14 protein-coding genes and 1 riboswitch are annotated in these 15,864 nt (G+C 67.0%); of the genes, 5 read left to right on the top strand and 9 right to left on the bottom strand.

The annotated features are described in order from the left end of the window. Nucleotide 1 precedes the first annotated feature (1 nt). Genes XH83_RS12670 through XH83_RS12650 form a run of 5 tightly spaced genes read right to left on the bottom strand, consistent with a single transcriptional unit; the run spans nucleotide 2 to nucleotide 6,444 of the window. Nucleotides 2-631: a precorrin-8X methylmutase gene (locus tag XH83_RS12670; protein ID WP_194407311.1), complete on the bottom strand. Its 630-nt coding sequence runs from the start codon at nucleotides 629-631 to the stop codon at nucleotides 2-4. Then, nucleotides 631-1,794 (bottom strand): precorrin-3B synthase, encoded by a 1,164-nt coding sequence (gene cobG / locus XH83_RS12665; RefSeq protein ID WP_194407310.1) that lies wholly within the window; start codon nucleotides 1,792-1,794, stop codon nucleotides 631-633. The genes XH83_RS12670 and cobG overlap by 1 nt, the downstream gene beginning before the upstream one ends. Next, nucleotides 1,791-5,039, bottom strand: coding sequence for a cobaltochelatase subunit CobN (gene cobN, locus XH83_RS12660; protein WP_194407309.1), 3,249 nt, complete (start codon nucleotides 5,037-5,039; stop codon nucleotides 1,791-1,793). The genes cobG and cobN overlap by 4 nt, the downstream gene beginning before the upstream one ends. Next, nucleotides 5,039-6,073: a cobalamin biosynthesis protein CobW gene (gene cobW, locus XH83_RS12655; RefSeq protein ID WP_194407308.1), complete on the bottom strand. Its 1,035-nt coding sequence runs from the start codon at nucleotides 6,071-6,073 to the stop codon at nucleotides 5,039-5,041. Before cobW ends, cobN begins: the two co-directional genes overlap by 1 nt. Beyond that, nucleotides 6,070-6,444, bottom strand: a complete 375-nt coding sequence (locus tag XH83_RS12650; protein ID WP_194407307.1) for a DUF1636 domain-containing protein — start codon at nucleotides 6,442-6,444, stop codon at nucleotides 6,070-6,072. The genes cobW and XH83_RS12650 overlap by 4 nt, the downstream gene beginning before the upstream one ends. 92 nt (nucleotides 6,445-6,536) lie before the next feature. Then, nucleotides 6,537-6,757, bottom strand: a riboswitch (cobalamin riboswitch). Nucleotides 6,758-6,797: 40 nt separating this feature from the next. Between XH83_RS12650 and cobO the strand changes: the two genes are divergently transcribed. Both cobO and XH83_RS12640 read left to right on the top strand, forming a co-directional pair. Further along, nucleotides 6,798-7,433, top strand: a complete 636-nt coding sequence (gene cobO, locus XH83_RS12645) for a cob(I)yrinic acid a,c-diamide adenosyltransferase (RefSeq protein ID WP_194407306.1) — start codon at nucleotides 6,798-6,800, stop codon at nucleotides 7,431-7,433. Between the two features lie 5 nt (nucleotides 7,434-7,438). After that, nucleotides 7,439-8,887, top strand: coding sequence for a cobyric acid synthase (locus XH83_RS12640; protein WP_194407305.1), 1,449 nt, complete (start codon nucleotides 7,439-7,441; stop codon nucleotides 8,885-8,887). Here the strand turns inward: XH83_RS12640 and cobD are convergent. Both cobD and cbiB read right to left on the bottom strand, forming a co-directional pair. Next, nucleotides 8,876-9,841, bottom strand: coding sequence for a threonine-phosphate decarboxylase CobD (gene cobD, locus XH83_RS12635; RefSeq protein WP_194407304.1), 966 nt, complete (start codon nucleotides 9,839-9,841; stop codon nucleotides 8,876-8,878). The genes XH83_RS12640 and cobD overlap by 12 nt on opposite strands. Nucleotides 9,842-9,852: 11 nt before the next feature. Continuing rightward, nucleotides 9,853-10,794, bottom strand: coding sequence for an adenosylcobinamide-phosphate synthase CbiB (cbiB, locus tag XH83_RS12630; protein WP_194407303.1), 942 nt, complete (start codon nucleotides 10,792-10,794; stop codon nucleotides 9,853-9,855). A 122-nt stretch (nucleotides 10,795-10,916) separates the two neighbouring features. On the opposite strand from cbiB, the gene cobU reads away from it, so the two are divergent. The 3 genes from cobU to bluB are packed head-to-tail and all read left to right on the top strand — an operon-like array spanning nucleotide 10,917 to nucleotide 12,836. Continuing rightward, complete coding sequence (cobU, locus tag XH83_RS12625) at nucleotides 10,917-11,420, top strand: bifunctional adenosylcobinamide kinase/adenosylcobinamide-phosphate guanylyltransferase (RefSeq protein WP_194407302.1); 504 nt, start codon at nucleotides 10,917-10,919, stop codon at nucleotides 11,418-11,420. After that, entirely contained in the window at nucleotides 11,417-12,199 is a 783-nt protein-coding gene (gene cobS, locus XH83_RS12620) for an adenosylcobinamide-GDP ribazoletransferase (protein ID WP_194407301.1), read from the top strand. Before cobU ends, cobS begins: the two co-directional genes overlap by 4 nt. Nucleotides 12,200-12,203: 4 nt before the next feature. Further along, nucleotides 12,204-12,836 (top strand): 5,6-dimethylbenzimidazole synthase, encoded by a 633-nt coding sequence (gene bluB / locus XH83_RS12615; RefSeq protein ID WP_194407300.1) that lies wholly within the window; start codon nucleotides 12,204-12,206, stop codon nucleotides 12,834-12,836. Between the two features lie 17 nt (nucleotides 12,837-12,853). On the opposite strand, the gene XH83_RS12610 is transcribed toward bluB, so the two are convergent. Together XH83_RS12610 and XH83_RS12605 are read right to left on the bottom strand one after the other, a co-directional pair. Next, nucleotides 12,854-13,927: a hypothetical protein gene (locus tag XH83_RS12610; RefSeq protein ID WP_194407299.1), complete on the bottom strand. Its 1,074-nt coding sequence runs from the start codon at nucleotides 13,925-13,927 to the stop codon at nucleotides 12,854-12,856. A 252-nt stretch (nucleotides 13,928-14,179) separates the two neighbouring features. Beyond that, entirely contained in the window at nucleotides 14,180-15,862 is a 1,683-nt protein-coding gene (locus XH83_RS12605; RefSeq protein ID WP_194407298.1) for a ShlB/FhaC/HecB family hemolysin secretion/activation protein, read from the bottom strand. Between the last annotated feature and the right edge of the window lie 2 nt (nucleotides 15,863-15,864).

The raw sequence follows: 15,864 nt of genomic DNA, 5'->3' as shown, positions 1-15,864 counted from the left end.
GCTATTCGCTCCGGCTCGCCAGCGCGTTGACGGCCGCGACCGTGATCGCCGAGCCGCCGAGGCGGCCTTCGACGGTCAGCGCCGGCGCCGGCGGAGCGGCCATCAACGCCGCCTTGGACTCGGCTGCACCGACGAAGCCGACCGGACAGCCGATGATCGCCGCCGGCCGCGGGCAGTCTGTATCCTCCAGCATGTTGAGCAGATGAAACAGCGCCGTCGGCGCATTGCCGATCGCGACGATCGCGCCGTCCAGATGCGGCCGCCACAGTTCGAGTGCCGCGGCCGAGCGGGTGTTGCGCATGGATTGCGCGAGCGCGGGCACGGTCTCATCGCCGAGCGTGCAGATGACGGCATTGGCCGCGGGAAGCCTTGCACGCGTGATCCCTTCCGAAACCATGCGTGCGTCGCACAGAATCGGCGCGCCTCTTTGCAAAGCGGCGCGAGCGATCGTCGCCATGCCCGGCGTGAAGCGGATATGGGCCTCCAGGCCGACCATGCCGGCGGCGTGGATCATCCGCACCACGACCTGCTCCTCGGCCGGCGTGAAGCGGGCAAGATCGGCCTCAGTCCGAATGGTGGCGAAGGACTGCCGGTAGATCGCCGCGCCATCGGTCTCGTAAATGTGCGGCATCAGTTCCCTCCGACGAGGATCGAGGGATCGCTGACGATGTCGGCGCCGTTCAACCCGCGCAGGACCGGCTCATCGCGGATCGAACCGTTGCGGACGAGATCGAAGCCGGCGCGCGTCGCAACCAGCGTGACGGCGGCCGTGCCGGAATGGGCGCAGCCCTTGCCGCAGCCGGAGACGTGCAGCCGCGCGTCGGCGGCGATGCGCGGCGCGAGCGCCGCGGCCAGCGCGCGGGTATCGGCATGGGCTTCGCGGCAGCGCGGCGCACCGCTGCAGGCGATGACGCGCAGCGCGGGATCAAAGGGCTCGGTGATGAGGCCCGGCGCGCTCGGCATCTCGCGCTTGCCTTCGCTGAGCACCATTCGCCAGGGCGTCATGCGTAGCGCATGGCCACAACCGGCGAACTGATGCAGCGTCGTGTGCAGCAGCTGCCCGAACGCGACGCCGACCATCGCGCCTTGCGGATAGTGCCCGGGCCGCGACGCCGCCATCACGGGCGCAGGCTCCGTCTCGCCGCGCAGCGATGGCGGCAACGCCGCGCCGGAGGCGATGTGGGCTGCCATCCGGCCGCGCCCGTCCTTCGCGCCGCCGGAGACCAGGAACCAGCTTGCGAGCGCCAGCGCCGTGCTCACGGCCTCGCCGCGCGCGACGGAGCGGCCGAGCCGCGCGCCGTCGGCCCGCACCAGAAGGCGGCCCGCGCGATCGCGCTCGATGCGGATGTCGGCGGAATCGCCGGCGAGCACCCGCGACCGTCCGTCATCGATGGCGAAGCCGAACTTGGTGGGAAGCGCGAGGCCGCGATCGGCCAGCGCCTCCTCCAGCCCAGCGGCGAGCGACTGGGTTTCGTCACCGCCGCTCCAGAACGGAGTCACCAGAATATTGCGTCGGGCTTCGATCTCGGCGTCGGGGTCGAGCAGCGCGAGTTGCGAAAGGCCGTCGAGCAGCGGCCGGTGGCTTTGCTCGCTGACGCCGCGGATCTGGAGATTGGCGCGGCTCGTCACATCGATCAGGCCGTTGCCGTGTTGCCCGGCGAGTTCGGCAAGCCCGATGATCTGTGGCGCTTCAAGCCGCCCACCGAACGGCCGCACCCGCACCACGAGCCCGTCGCCCGACAGCATCGGGCGCAGCGCGCCGGGACACCAGCCCTTGACCGCAGACGCGCTCATGATGCCTCCCGCAGCGCCGCCGCGATCGAGTTGCGGCGCGTTTGCCACAGCGCCGCATCGTGCAGGCGCGCAAAACAGGTTTCCATCGCGGCAAGCGCCGCAGGATTCTCGCGCGCCATGAAGGCACGGACGTCGTCATGGCCAAGCGTCGCGTCGTAATAGAGATCGAACAGATGCGGCGGCACGGCGCCGGCAAGATGCGCGAAGGCGGCCATATGCTCCAGCGTTGCGGTGATCTCCGCGGCCCCGCGAAAGCCGTGACGCATCATGCCGGCGATCCAGGCCGGATTGGCGGCGCGCGCCCGGACGACGCGCGATATCTCTTCCGTCAGCGTGCGCGCGTGCGGCTGTTCGGGACGCGTCGTGTCGAGGTGATAGAGCGATGGCGCTGCCGCGCCGAGATGCACGGCTGCCGCCGCAACCCCGGCTTCATGCGCGGCGTAATCGGCGGCAAGCAGCAGGTCGGTTTCCGGCAGATCCTGAACATGGACAAAGGCGTCGGCGGCCGCGAGGCGCTGCTCGATGCCGGCGCGGTCATGCTGCATCTCGCCATCCGCCGAGAACGCCCATGACGAGGCCGACAGCCAGGCTTCGCCCGCGGCATCCCGCGTCTCCGGCGTGAAGGCATCGGGGACCGCCGAGAGGCCGACGCCATATTGTCCGGGCCGCGGCGCGAACACGCGCGAGGTGCGATGGCGATACGGATTTTCCTCGCCCTCATCGTCGCGGCCTGCAAGCGTTTCGGAAGCGGCCTCGAACAATTGCGCGAGACCGGAGAAGACGTCGCGGAACAGGCCCGAGACGCGCAACGTGACATCGATGCGCGGGCGGCCGAGCTCGGCCGGCGCGATGATGTCGTAGCCGGTGACGCGGCCGGAGGCGTGATCCCAGCGCGGCGCGAGCCCGGCCAGATGCAGCGCCATGGCAAACTCCTCGCCCGCAGTGCGCATCGTCGCCGAGCCCCAGAGATCGACGACGAGGCCTTTCGGCCAGTCGCCGTGATCCTGCAAATGGCGCCGCAGCAGCTCCTCGGCGAGTTTGATCCCCTGCGCATGCGCCGACGGCGTCGGCACGGCGCGCGGGTCGACCGCAAAGAGATTGCGCCCGGTCGGCAGCACGTCGGCGCGGCCGCGATAGGGCGAGCCCGACGGCCCCGGCGCGACACGCTGCCCTGCAAGGGCGGCACGTAGCGCATCGCGCTCCGCCTCGCCACAGGCGCCGCGGCCGAACACGTGCAGACCGTCGCCGAACTGACTTTCCTTGAGATCGCAGACGAAGCGATCGATCCGCGGAATGGCTTCGGCCGGCGCGGCCGAGGCATCGAGGCCGAGATCGTCTTCGAGGCCCGCCGCACGCGCCTCGTCGCGGATCGCCGCGATCAGCCGCTGGCGGCGCGCGGGGTCGAGACCGTCGGCGGTCGAATATTCGTCGAGAAGACGTTCGAGCCGGCGCAAACCTTCCGGCACGGCCGATGTTTCCAGCGGCGGCGGGAGATGGCCGATGGTGACGGCACCGATGCGCCGCTTGGCCTGTGCAGCCTCGCCGGGATCGTTGACGATGAAGGGGTAGATGATCGGGAGATCGCCGATCAGCGCCTCAGGCCAGCACGCAGACGACAGCGCGACGGATTTTCCAGGCAGCCATTCCAGCGTGCCATGCGCGCCCATATGCACGACGGCATCACAGCCCTGCTGCCGAAGCCAGAGATAGAACGCGACATAGGCATGGCGCGGCGTGCGGGCGAGATCGTGATAGTCGGTATCACGCGCGGCGGCATCGCCACGCTCCGGCTGGACCGCGATGACCGACCGACCGCGTGGGATTGCGGCGAAATGGAATGCGCCATCGCGACAGCCTGGATCGTTCTCCGGCGCGCCCCAGGCCTGCGCGAGATCGTCCTGCAAGGATTGCGGCAGGCCCGAGAGCGCCGTGCGGTAGTCGGCAACGCTCCACGTCAAATTTCGCGTCAGCAGCGTCTCACCGAGAGCTCGAACCGGCGCGACATCAAAGCCAGCCTCGGCGAGATCGGACATCAGGGCCTCGACCGAAGCCAGCGCATCGAGTCCGACCGCGTGCGCGATCTGATGCGGCCGCCCCGGATAGTTCGAGAGCACGATCGCCAGCCGCTTCTCGGCGGTTGTCCTTTCCGCGAGGCGCCGCCACGCCGCAACGCGCGTGGCGACGGCTTTCACGCGCTCGTCATCGGGCCTGTGCGCCAGATGCGAGAACTGCAAATCCGGATCACGGTCGGCGGCGGATTTGAAGCTCACCACGCCCGCGAACAGCCGGCCGTCGACCTCGGGCAGCACCACATGCATCGCGAGATCGCCGGGCGACAGGCCGCGCAACGAGGTCGCCCAGTCCTCGCGTCGCGCCGTGGACAGCGCGACCTGGAACACGGGGCACGATGCGGCGTCGAACGGCGTCGTGCCGTCGTCGCCGATGGCGGAGAACGCCGTTGCGTTGACGATCGCCGCCGGAGGCTTCGTCGCAAGATACGCGCGCAACCAGTCCGCGACACCCGGAGCCTTCAGCGAGGTGACGAACGCGCCGAACGCGTCAAAACCATTCTCGCGCAGCGCCGCGATCAGCGCATCGACCGGGCCGGTGTCGGCGGCCGTGAGATAGGAGCGATAGAAGGTCACCAGCGCGAGGGGCTTCCCCTCGCCGCCCGCCGGCGCAGCAATGACACCGCGCGCGGGATCGAAGAATCCCATCTCGGGCACGGTCATGTCGCCGACAACAGGCCCGGCATAAAGTCCCGAGGCCAGTGCCAGTTGCGCGATCGCCGCCTGCGCCGCGACCGGGCCGCCGGTATCGCAGAGCACCTTGAGGCGGCGCAGCGTCGAGACCGGCAAGGTCGAATAGGCATCAAGCCTGACGTCGTCGCGGCCATCGGCCGGCAGCACGGCGAGCACGATGCCGCGATCCTTCGCCAGTTGCTGAAGGGCGGCGAGGCCGTATGGCCAATAGGATTCGCCGCCGATCAGCCGCACCAGAATGCCGCGCGCCTGCGACAAGGTGCGCTCGACATAGGTGTCGACCGACAGCGGATGACGCAGCTCGGCGAGGTTGGCGAGCCGCAGCGACGGCAGGCTGCCCCGGCCACGGCGCCAGCCGGCTGCGAAGGCAGCAAGGTCGGAATCCGAATACGAGAGCACCACGAGATCGGCCGGGTCCTGGCCGATGTCTCTTGGCGTCGCGGTCTCCTCGAGACCGCGGCTCTCGCGGAAGACGACGTGCATCAGATACCTAATCCCAACCTGATCGCGGCCTCGTCGATATCGCCATGCTCGCCGATCACGACGAGCTTTGATTGCCGGAGATCTGCGCCCCAGGGCTTGTCGAACTGGTGGCGCACGCGCTCGCCGACCGCCTGCAGCAACAGGCGCATCGGCTTGCCCGCCACCGCGATATAGCCCTTGGCGCGCAGCACATTCTGCTCGCGCGCCAGCTTCTGCACCGAGGCGACCAGCGCGTCGATGTCGGCGACCTCAGGGAGATCGATCACGACGGAGGCAAAATCATCGTGCTCGTGCTCCTCCTCGCCGTCGTGATGCGAGGGACGTGCGGCGAGATCGTTCTCGGCGGCAGCGCCGAGGCCGAGGATCAAGCGGGCGTCGATCGCGCCGTCAGTGACGGGCAGCATCGGCACGCGGCGCGGCATCTCGGCGGTGATCACAGCCCTGGCGGCTTCGATCCCGGCGGCGCCCGCAAGGTCGGCCTTGGTCAGCAGCACGATGTCGGCGCAGGCGATCTGGTCCTCGAACACTTCCGACAGCGGCGTCTCGTGGTCGAGATTTTCGTCCGCCGCGCGCTGCGCTTCGACCGCATCAGGATCGGGCGCGAAGCGGCCGGCCGCGACGGCCTCGGCATCGGCCAGCGCGATCACGCCGTCGACCGTGATGCGCGAGCGGATCTCGGGCCAGTCGAACGCCTTCAAGAGTGGCTTCGGCAACGCCAGGCCCGAGGTCTCGATCAGGATGTGATCGGGCCGCACGGGGCGCGCCAAGAGCTGCTCCATGGTCGGAATGAAATCATCGGCGACGGTGCAGCAGATGCAGCCATTGGCGAGCTCGACGATGTTCTCTTCGGGGCAATTGGCGTCGGCGCAGGACTTCAGGATCTCGCCGTCGACGCCCTCGCTGCCGAACTCGTTGACGAGCACCGCGAGCTTCTTGCCATTGGGATTCGCGAGCAGATGCTGGATCAGCGTCGTCTTGCCGGAGCCGAGGAAACCGGTGACCACCGTCACAGGGACTTTTGCGAGCGAGCTCATTCGGCGGCCTCCGGCACGACGGCAACAGGGGGAATGCGGGCAAGCGACTGCTTGCGGAAGATTTCGGGCCGGCTGCGCCAGGGCACGAGGCCATCGGGCGCGGCCGCGTAGGCCGCCGCGCCCGCGACCACGTCCTGCGCATTCGCATCCGACAGGCGGCCATAGACATAGGACCAGCGGCCGGGCGCGCTGAGCGCGACCGAGCAGCCCTGGCTGCATGCAGAGAGGCATTCGACGGGAACCACATTGACGCCGTCAGGCACGCCAGCCTCGAGGATCGCACCATGCAGGCGCTTGCCGGGCGTCGTCTCGCCCTCGCCGAGCGTCTCGCCGGCACGGCAGGTGATGCAGACATGAAGTGTGACGGTCATCGCCTCTTCCAGATATCAGCGGGAGGCGATGAGGCACACGGACCATTCTTCAGAAGGCCCGTTTCCCCGTCGCGGAACACCCCGTCCGCCGGTCCAAAACTCGTCGCGCTGGCAGGTCTCCCGGCTTGCGGAGCAGGGTTTTGCCCTTCGATCCCCGCCTTCCCGATTCCCGTGGGAATCAGTGGCTTCGGGCATCTCTCCGGTCACGGTCGCGGGGGCGGCTGCATTTTGGACCCTAATCTTGCCGATTCGGACCCTATCGCATTCCCTCTTCGCCTGTCATAGGACAGGAACCAACGCCGGGCCACCATTTGCCGGTGGCCGCCTCTTGTCAAGCCGAAGGACCGGGACCCATGACGCCTGAACCGGATACCCAAACAACCGAGGACACCGACATCAGGCACGCCCAGAAAATGGCGAAGAAGAAGGCCGCCCGCGGCAAGATCATGGCGACCAAGAGCGGCGAAAAGGGCCTCATCATCGTGCACACCGGCGCCGGCAAGGGCAAGTCCTCCTCGGCTTTCGGCATGATCGTGCGCTGCGTCGCTCACGGCTTCCCCTGCGCCGTCGTGCAGTTCATCAAGGGTGCCTGGGACACCGGCGAGCGGCGCCTGCTCACCGGCCATTTCGGCGAGCTCTGTCAGTTCCACGCGATGGGCGAAGGCTTCACCTGGGAGACACAGGACCGCGCCCGCGACATCGCCGCCGCGCGCGCCGGCTGGGAGAAGGCCAAGGAGCTGATCCTTGACGAGAGCCTGCGCATGGTCGTGCTCGACGAGATCAACATCGCGCTGCGCTACGACTATCTCGACATCGCCGAGGTGGTGGAGTTCCTGACGACCTCGAAGCCGCCGATGACTCACGTCGTGCTCACCGGGCGCAACGCCAAGGACGAGCTGATCGAGATCGCCGATCTCGTCACCGAGATGACGCTGGTCAAGCACCCCTTCCGCTCCGGCATCAAGGCGCAGGCCGGCGTCGAGTTCTGAAGTCGATGGCACGGGCGCTGATGATTCAGGGGGCCGGCTCGGACGTGGGCAAGTCGCTCATCGTCGCCGGTCTCGCGCGCGCCTTCACGCGGCGGGGCTTGCGTGTGCTCCCCTTCAAGCCGCAGAACATGTCGAACAACGCGGCCGTCACCGTCGATGGCGGCGAGATCGGCCGCGCGCAGGCGTTGCAGGCGCTCGCCGCCGGCGTCGAACCGCACACCGACATGAATCCGGTGCTGCTCAAGCCCGAGACCGATGTCGGCGCGCAGGTCATCGTGCATGGCAAGCGCATCGCGACGGCGCGCGCGCGCGACTATGCGGCCATGAAGCCCTCGCTAATGGGCGCGGTGCTGGAGAGCTTCGAGCGGCTGAAGGCGCGCGCCGATCTGGTGCTGGTCGAAGGCGCCGGCAGCCCGGCCGAAGTGAATCTGCGCAAGGCCGACATCGCCAATATGGGCTTTGCGCGCAAGGCCGACGTGCCCGTCGTACTGATTGGCGACATCGATCGCGGCGGCGTCATCGCCCAGCTCGTCGGCATCAAGACGGTGATCGATCCTGACGATGCCGCGATGATCCAAGGTTTTGTCATCAACAAGTTCCGCGGCGATCCCACGCTGTTCGACGACGGCTACCGGCTGATCGAAGAAAAAACCGCCTGGCGCGGTTTCGGCGTGCTGCCCTGGTTTGCCCGCGCCGGCGAGCTGCCGGCCGAGGACGCGCTGGGGCTGAGCGACGCGCGCAAGCCGGGCCAGTGCAAGATCGCGTGCCTCGCGCTGTCGCGGATCGCCAATTTCGACGATCTCGATCCGCTCAAGCTCGAGCCTTCAGTCGATCTCGTGATGGTGCGCCCCGGCGAAGCAATCCCCGGCGACGTCAGGCTCGTCATCATCCCCGGCTCAAAATCCACTCGCGGCGATCTCGCCTTCCTGCGCGCGCAGGGCTGGGACATCGACCTGCTCGCGCATCATCGCCGGGGCGGCCACGTGCTCGGCCTCTGCGGCGGCTACCAGATGCTCGGGCGCCGCGTCGCCGATCCCGACGGCATCGAAGGGCCCGCGGGCGACACGCCGGGGCTCGGGCTGCTGGATGTGGAGACGGTGATGAGCCCGCAGAAGACGCTGACGCGTGTCGCGGCGGTGCATGCCGCCACGGAGCAGCCGATCGAAGCTTATGAAATCCACATCGGCCGCACCGACGGACCGGATCGCGCACGTCCCTTCGCGAAGCTGAACGACGAGCCGGAAGGCGCGATCTCGCGCGACGGCCGCGTGCAGGGCAGCTATCTGCACGGCCTGTTCACCTCGGATGATTTCCGCAAGGCGTACCTGGCAAAGCTCGACATTCCCGCCGGTAACGAGCCGTATGCGGCCCGAGTCGAGAGCGCGCTCGAGGCGTTGGCCGATCACATCGAAAAGCATCTCGACGTCGAAGGCCTGCTCGCGCTAGCACGCTAGCGCCTCTCCGAGCCGCGACCATTCGCTTTCGCTGCCGGGAAGGCCGAGCCTCAGCCATGTCGGATTGTGCGTGAACACGCGCGACCAGATATGGCGATGTGCCAGCTGCTCCTGCGCGGCAAGCGCATCCGGCGTTTCGTAGAGACGAAACAGCGACGCGCCGCCGACGAGCCGCCATCCCTGCGCACGCGCCATCTCGTCGAGACGAACGCAATCGCGCGCAAGCCGCGCGGTCGTGGCCTCGGCCCAGGCATCGTCGTGCAGCGCGCGACAACCGATGGCGATCGCTGCACCCGAGACCGGCCATGGCCCCGAAGCCGCCGCGAGCTTGGCCACATCAGCCGCACTACCAAGTGCGAAACCCAGCCGCAGGCCGGCAAGACCATAAAACTTTCCGAAGGAGCGCAGGACCAGCAGTCCAGGCCGATCCGCTTCGCTCGCGAGCGACAATGCCGGAACAGCATCGGCAAAGCTCTCGTCGATCACGAGACGGCCGACGCCCGGCAGAAGCGCGAGCAGATCCTTTGGCGCATGATTCCGGCCGTCGGGATTGTTGGGATTGACGACGATGGCGAGGTCTGCGTCTTCAAGCGCGCCGAGCTCGCCGACCTCCTGCACGTCCCAGCCCGCGGCCGACAGCACGCCCGCATACTCATTATAGGTCGGAGCCAAGATGCCCGCGCGGCCGGGCGGCCCGAGTTGCGGCAGCAATTGAATGGCGGCCTGCGCGCCGCCCAGTGCGACGATCGGCGCGCGCGTGCGGTAGGCGTGCCGCGCAGCCTGATGCAGAGCGTCGGTTTCGGCTCGCGATGGCAGCGCCGTCCACGCGCGCGCCGTCACCTCGCCCACGGGATAAGGCAGCCGGTTGATCCCGGTCGACAGGTCGATCCAGTCCTCAGCGCGTCCGCCAAAACGCTGCTGGGCCAGATCGAGATTTCCACCGTGCTCGCGCATGCCCCGTTCTTTCACGCGAAGGCCAGGATCGCAAGCACACCGGCTAGCAGCAACATGGCGCGGCGATAAACCGTTAGTCCCTCGCCGATATCCGCGGCCAGCGGATCGCGCGCGCCTTCATTGAGCCAGGGCTCGTTCGTGATGCTGCCGTGATAGATGCGGGGGCCGCTGAGCCGTACACCGAGTGCGCCGGCCATGGCCGCTTCCGGCCAGCCCGCATTGGGCGAGCGGTGACGGCGCGCATCCCGCGTCATGCACGCCAGCGCTTCGGATCGTCGCGGCGCCAGCAGCACGAACAGGAATCCGGTCAGGCGCGCCGGGATGAAGTTGACGACATCGTCGATGCGCGCGGCGGCCCAACCGAAGGCTTCGTGGCGCTCGCTGCGATGGCCGATCATGGAGTCCAGCGTGTTGATCGCCTTGTAGCCCAAAATGCCGGGCAATCCGAACAGCGCGCCCCAGAACACCGGCGCCACGATGCCGTCGGACGCGTTCTCTGCAAGGCTCTCGATCGCCGCACGCGCGATCCCGGCCTCATCGAGCGCCGCGGGATCGCGACCGACGATACGCGAAACCGCCTCGCGCGCGGACGCAATGTCCCCGGCCAGCAACGGAGCCGCAACCGCCGCGACGTGATCGTGCAACGAGCGCAGCGCGGCCAGGGGCCAGGCCAGGACACCGACCAGCACGATCTGGATCCAACCCGCGGGCAGCAAGACCTGAATCATCCAACCGATCGCAACGGCGGCTGCGATCACCAAGAGCGCTCCGGCGATACCGGCCGCGCGGCGGAGCGCCGGCGGATCGGAGGCGCGATTCCAGCTGCGATCGATGGCGCCGATCAGCCGACCCAGCCAGGTCACGGGATGACCGATCCACGCGAACAGCCATGACGGCCAGCCCAGGAGGGCATCCACCGCCATCGCCACCACCATCGCGCCCGCAAAGCCCAATCTCGCCTCCTGTCCCGCCCCTGTTGCGCAAAGCGAGGGCCAAGCGCAACCCCCTCCGCATCTGATTTCGGCTTTGTCTTTGGCGGCGATTGATGGTTAGTCAGGCCCTCGAGGAGAGTTTCATGGCCGTCATCTTGATCACGGGCGGAGCCCGATCGGGCAAGAGCAAGCGCGCGGAAATGCGCACGCGCACCTTTGCCGGCCAGCCGGTCTATGTCGCGACGGCCGAAGCGCTCGATACCGAGATGGAGGCGCGCATCGCGAAGCATCGCTCGCGGCGCGGAACCGACTGGCTCGAACGCGAGGTGCCGCTCGATCTCGTATCCGCACTGGCCGAGACGGACGGCGGCGGCGCACGACTGGTGGACTGCCTGACGCTGTGGCTCTCCAATCTGATGCATGCGACGCGCGACTGGGAGCACGAAGTGACCGAACTCGCAGCCGTCCTCCCCCGCTTGAAAAGCCCCGTCGTGCTCGTCACCAATGAAGTCGGCCTCGGCATTGTCCCCGACAATGCGCTGGCGCGCAGTTTTCGCGATGCCGCCGGGATCATGAACCAGATGATCGCTGCGATCGCTGACGAGGTCGAGTTCGTCGTCGCCGGCCTGCCGATGAAACTGAAATGATGCCGCGCGCCGAACTCCTCAAAGACATTGTCGCCGATCTCAGGATGGCGGCGTCGTTCGTCACGATCCTCCCGGTGGCATCGTCGAAGCCGGCGGCTGACGGCGCCATCGCGCGGGCGACCTGGGCGCTTCCCTTCGCGGGACTGCTGGTCGGCCTTGCCGGCGCCTTCGCCTACAAGGTCGCCTTCCGTTGCGGGTTGACACCGAACCTTGCTGCCCTGCTCGCCCTGGCGACCACCGCCCTCATCACCGGCGCGCTGCACGAGGACGGTCTCGCAGATACCGCCGACGGACTTGGCGGCGGACGCACGCGCGAGCGCAAGCTGGAGATCATGCGTGACAGCCGGATCGGAACGTACGGAGCCTGCGCGCTGATCCTGTCGTTCGGCCTACGCTGGAGCGCGCTCGCGACGATCGCCGATCCCATCGCCGCCGCGCTGGCGCTGTGCGCCGCGCATGCGGCGGCGCGCGCGGGCGTGCCGGCCTTCATGTCGCTGGTGCCGCCCGCGCGGCCGGACGGACTGTCAGCGAGCACCGGCGTGCCGCCGGGCCGCAGTGTCGCCATCGCCTTCGCGGTTGGAACGCTCGCGCTCGTCCTGGCGTTGGGGCCAGGCAAGGCGCTGGTCGGCCTGGTCCTGCTGTCGCTCGCCGGATGGACGTTGGCGCGGCTGGCCATCCGCCAGATCGGCGGGCAGACCGGCGACATTCTCGGAGCGTTCGAGCAGATCGGCGAAATCTTGATCCTGCTGGTCGCCGCAGCCTTTCAGATCGGACGTTGACCCCATGGTCGAGTTCGACGACAGCTTCCGTCGGCAACTGCACGAGCTGTTCGTGTGGCGCCGCGACGTCCGCCGCTTTCGCAGCGATCCGCTGCCGGAGGGCGCCATCGCAGGGCTGATCGAGACCGCCTGCCTGTCACCCTCGGTCGGCCTCAGCCAGCCCTGGCGCTTCGTCATCGTCGATGACGCCGCGCGGCGCCGGGCCGTGATCGAAGACTTCAGGGCATGCAATGCCGATGCGCTCAGCTGCTATTCCGGCGAGCGTGCCGCGCGTTATGCCACGCTGAAACTGTCGGGCCTCGAACAGGCGCCCGGCCATCTCGCCGTGTTCGCCGACAAGGCCAGCGACACCGGTCATGGCCTCGGCCGCGCCACCATGCCGGAGACCACGGAATATTCCGTCGTCGCCGCGATCACCGCGATGTGGCTCGCCGCGCGCGCGGAAGGCATCGGCCTCGGCTGGGTGTCGATCCTCAACCCGGATCGCATCCATGCCATTCTCGACGTGCCGGATACCTGGAAATTCATCGCCTATCTCTGCATCGGCTATCCCGAGGTCGAATGCGACCAACCCGAGCTCGAGCAGGCGAAATGGGAGCACCGGCTGGGCGCCGACGAGTTTACCTTGCGGCGCTGAGACGAACGGGATTTCCGCTACGGCAGCTCGACAATCTTGCGCTGCATGAGCATTTTAAGAGCCGCGCCCACCCCGCATCGCATGTCCTTCAAATTGGGATCAAAGGTGGCGTCACGTCCGAACTTTCCGGACACGTACAAATTGGTGCAGCCCCAGACATACGGCGACCTGGCATTGTGGTTTCGATAGCCGAGCCCGTTGAAGCTTTCCAGCCGGTACAAGACCGTTCCGATGCCGGACCAATCGAGACCTTGCCAACCAAGGAGGGTGAGATAGTCGATCGTGCTATCCTCCCAAGAGAACGGCGGATCGCCTGAGGGTCGTCCCTTCGGGACGTTCACGGTCTTGGCCGACAGCGGATCGCCGTTCAGGTGACGCGAAAAATCGAAATTGGTATCCGCGTGAATCAAGCCCACGACGTACCAGGGCACACTCATCCTGGCTTCGATGGACTGATATCGCTCCTTGTTGGCCTGGATGCGCCCAACGAACTTGTCCAGATCGGACAGGCGTTGGGGATCGAGGGTGGCTTGGTCAAAGAGTTGCTCGGCCTCCGACTGGATCGCTTTCCGATCGAACCTCGGGGCAACAGTCGGTTGGCTCGGCACGGTGATATTGCTGTCCTGTCTCGCGTATCCGACCTCCGCATAGTTCCAATCGAGCTCCCTGCGCAGGGCCGCAAGTTTGATCTGGTCGGCTTCGCTCGGTCGAGCATGCGCGCCCAGATGCGCAGCATCCATCTCCTTGTCGTTGATGCTCTGTCTGATCGCGTCGCGCCGCTTCTCCAAGCCGTCGTGATAGAGCCTCCATTGCTCCCTGCTGTCCTTGTCCGAGACATACGAGAAGTATTCGGAGAAGCGCAGGCGCAACTCGATGTCCTGGTTGAGGGCCGTGTCGATGAATTTCGAGATGTAGGTCTGGTGCAGATCCTGGGCCTTGCTCTCGATCTCCTTCTGCTTGAGGGCGACCTCCTGCTCCGCCTTCCTGAGATCGAGCCGCGCCTTGTAGGCATCGACCGCGGCTGGAATGGCAACGGCGACACCGCCGCTGATCAGCGTGCCCCAGATCGCCTGCCAGAAGCCGAGGCGCAAGCGATAGCGCTCGAGACTCACCGGGGCCTGCTCGGCATTCGGATCTGCTGCGGCCATTTTTCCCCGCCAACCAGTTATGGAACGAATTGGCGCCGCGGGATGACATGCTCTCCCTGGCGCAGCCCCGAAAAATGGGCTGGCTCCGTCCCGAGTAGATTGCAATGTCATATGCAACCGCAAGCCGCCGGTTTAAGCAACCGTCAAATCTCTCCCGGCGGGGTCATTTGCGGTCCGGCCCGGCAGGCGGAACGGCTATGACTTTCGCGCGGCTGCAGCGGCTGGCGCCACGCTGTCCTGCTTCTGGAACATCAACAGCGGCCGGAAGACGACGCGGCCATAGGCCTCGTAATGGTGCTGGGTGGACACCGCCATCTTCAGCGGCGTGGCGTAGTTCGCCTCGAACGTCATGAATTGCGCGTAGGTCCAGGAGAAGCCGACGCCGACAGAGGCCATCTCGGTGACGCCCGGGAAGGTCGAATACACCGCGCCCCAGTCGGTGAAGATGTAGGTGTCGAAACCCCTCAGCCATTGCGACCAGTTGTAGTGCAGCTCGGCGTTGAAGTAATAGCCGCTGTCGCCGGACGCCGCGTTGGAGGGGTAGCCGCGCACGGTGGTGGGGCCGCCGATCGAGAAGATCTGGTCGCCCGGCAGCAGCTTCTCCTGCGCGTACTGCCAGCTCGCCAGCACATTGGCACTGAAGTTCTGAGGTCCCGCGGCGCTGGTTGCGATCAGCGAGCCGGTAAAGGTGTTGAACGCGCGGTTGTTGCCGAGCACGTAATCATGCCACGCGACGTAGTTCACCGCCGGCGACACCGTGATCGAATAGGTGTTGCCGGACTTGGTCACCGATATTCCCGCGGTGGTCTTGTCGTAGTGATCGTCGGTGACGGCAACAGTTGCGAAGCGGCTGACCGTCTTGCCTTCGGTCAAGGCGGCATTGAGCAGCACCAGCCAGTCCTGCGTCACCCAGACCGGTTGGCTGAAATTGACCGCGGCCTGGCTCGAGCGACCGGTAACGTCGAGCGCGACGAACGGTCCCTGGACGATCTTGATCTTGCCTTCGGTATAGCTGACGCCGGCGCGGCCGCCCCAGGGATTGACCGGGATGCTGTAGGCGACATTGCCGTTGAGATTGCCGTCGGAGCGGACGCCGTAGAAGGTCAGGCGGTCGTCGACGCCGAACAGGCCGTGGCGCTTGTAGAAGGCTCCGCCCTCCCAGCGCCCCGTGTTGTCGGCCCCCTGGTTGTCGGTGAAGAGCTGCAAGGTGTCGACCGGCGGCTCGATCACGGCGAACTGCAGGTCGGTGAGACCAAAACTCGTGCCGGGCTGCAGCAATGCCTTGATCTGCACGTCATTGGTCCGGTTGAACCAGATCACGTCGCGGTTGAGCTTGGGAACGTCGAGCACCTCGCCTTCGGGCTCCTTCACACGCTGAAGGATGTAGTCGGTGCGGGTCTGCTTGTTGCCCTCGACGGTCGTCTTCTGGAGCCGGCCTTCGGTCAGCTTGATCCTGACGACGCCGCCCTTGGCGTCCTGCTCGGGCAGCGTCGCGATGCCCGTGACGATGCCGCGCGCGGCATAGACGGCGTTGATGTCGGCCACGAGCTGCAACAGCGAGGCGATGTCGACGTCCTTGCCGACATATTTCTTCGCGATCTCGTCGAGCTCTGCCGGCGTGATGAACTTGGATTCGTCGAACGTGACCTTGCGCAGGCGGAATTTCGGCCCGCCCGGCTTGAGGAGCTGGGACTTCTCGCGCTCGCCACCGATTACCGCCGGCCCTGTGAGCTTGGGCGGCGCGCTCTGCTGCTCGAGTTGCCGGCGCTGGCGGTCGACGTCGTTCTGGATCACGCCGGGATTGATCGACTGGGCGCGCGCGGATGCAATGCAGGACCCTGCAAGCCCGATCACCAGAGCTGCCCTCAGAACCCGCATTC

Origin of the sequence: Bradyrhizobium sp. CCBAU 53351 (assembly GCF_015291745.1) — a bacterium.
Lineage (GTDB): Bacteria > Pseudomonadota > Alphaproteobacteria > Rhizobiales > Xanthobacteraceae > Bradyrhizobium.
Note: the sequence above shows the minus strand (reverse complement) of the source record. Positions and strands in the feature narration are given on the sequence as shown.

Bases quoted from the DNA above. Each gene is read 5' to 3' on its own strand.
- XH83_RS12670 (WP_194407311.1), bottom strand. From the start codon at position 631: ATGCCGCACATTTACGAGACCGATGGCGCGGCGATCTACCGGCAGTCC.
- cobG (WP_194407310.1), bottom strand. From the start codon at position 1,794: ATGAGCGCGTCTGCGGTCAAGGGCTGGTGTCCCGGCGCGCTGCGCCCG.
- cobN (WP_194407309.1), bottom strand. From the start codon at position 5,039: ATGCACGTCGTCTTCCGCGAGAGCCGCGGTCTCGAGGAGACCGCGACG.
- cobW (WP_194407308.1), bottom strand. From the start codon at position 6,073: ATGAGCTCGCTCGCAAAAGTCCCTGTGACGGTGGTCACCGGTTTCCTC.
- XH83_RS12650 (WP_194407307.1), bottom strand. From the start codon at position 6,444: ATGACCGTCACACTTCATGTCTGCATCACCTGCCGTGCCGGCGAGACG.
- cobO (WP_194407306.1), top strand. From the start codon at position 6,798: ATGACGCCTGAACCGGATACCCAAACAACCGAGGACACCGACATCAGG.
- XH83_RS12640 (WP_194407305.1), top strand. From the start codon at position 7,439: ATGGCACGGGCGCTGATGATTCAGGGGGCCGGCTCGGACGTGGGCAAG.
- cobD (WP_194407304.1), bottom strand. From the start codon at position 9,841: ATGCGCGAGCACGGTGGAAATCTCGATCTGGCCCAGCAGCGTTTTGGC.
- cobU (WP_194407302.1), top strand. From the start codon at position 10,917: ATGGCCGTCATCTTGATCACGGGCGGAGCCCGATCGGGCAAGAGCAAG.
- cobS (WP_194407301.1), top strand. From the start codon at position 11,417: ATGATGCCGCGCGCCGAACTCCTCAAAGACATTGTCGCCGATCTCAGG.
- bluB (WP_194407300.1), top strand. From the start codon at position 12,204: ATGGTCGAGTTCGACGACAGCTTCCGTCGGCAACTGCACGAGCTGTTC.
- XH83_RS12605 (WP_194407298.1), bottom strand. From the start codon at position 15,862: ATGCGGGTTCTGAGGGCAGCTCTGGTGATCGGGCTTGCAGGGTCCTGC.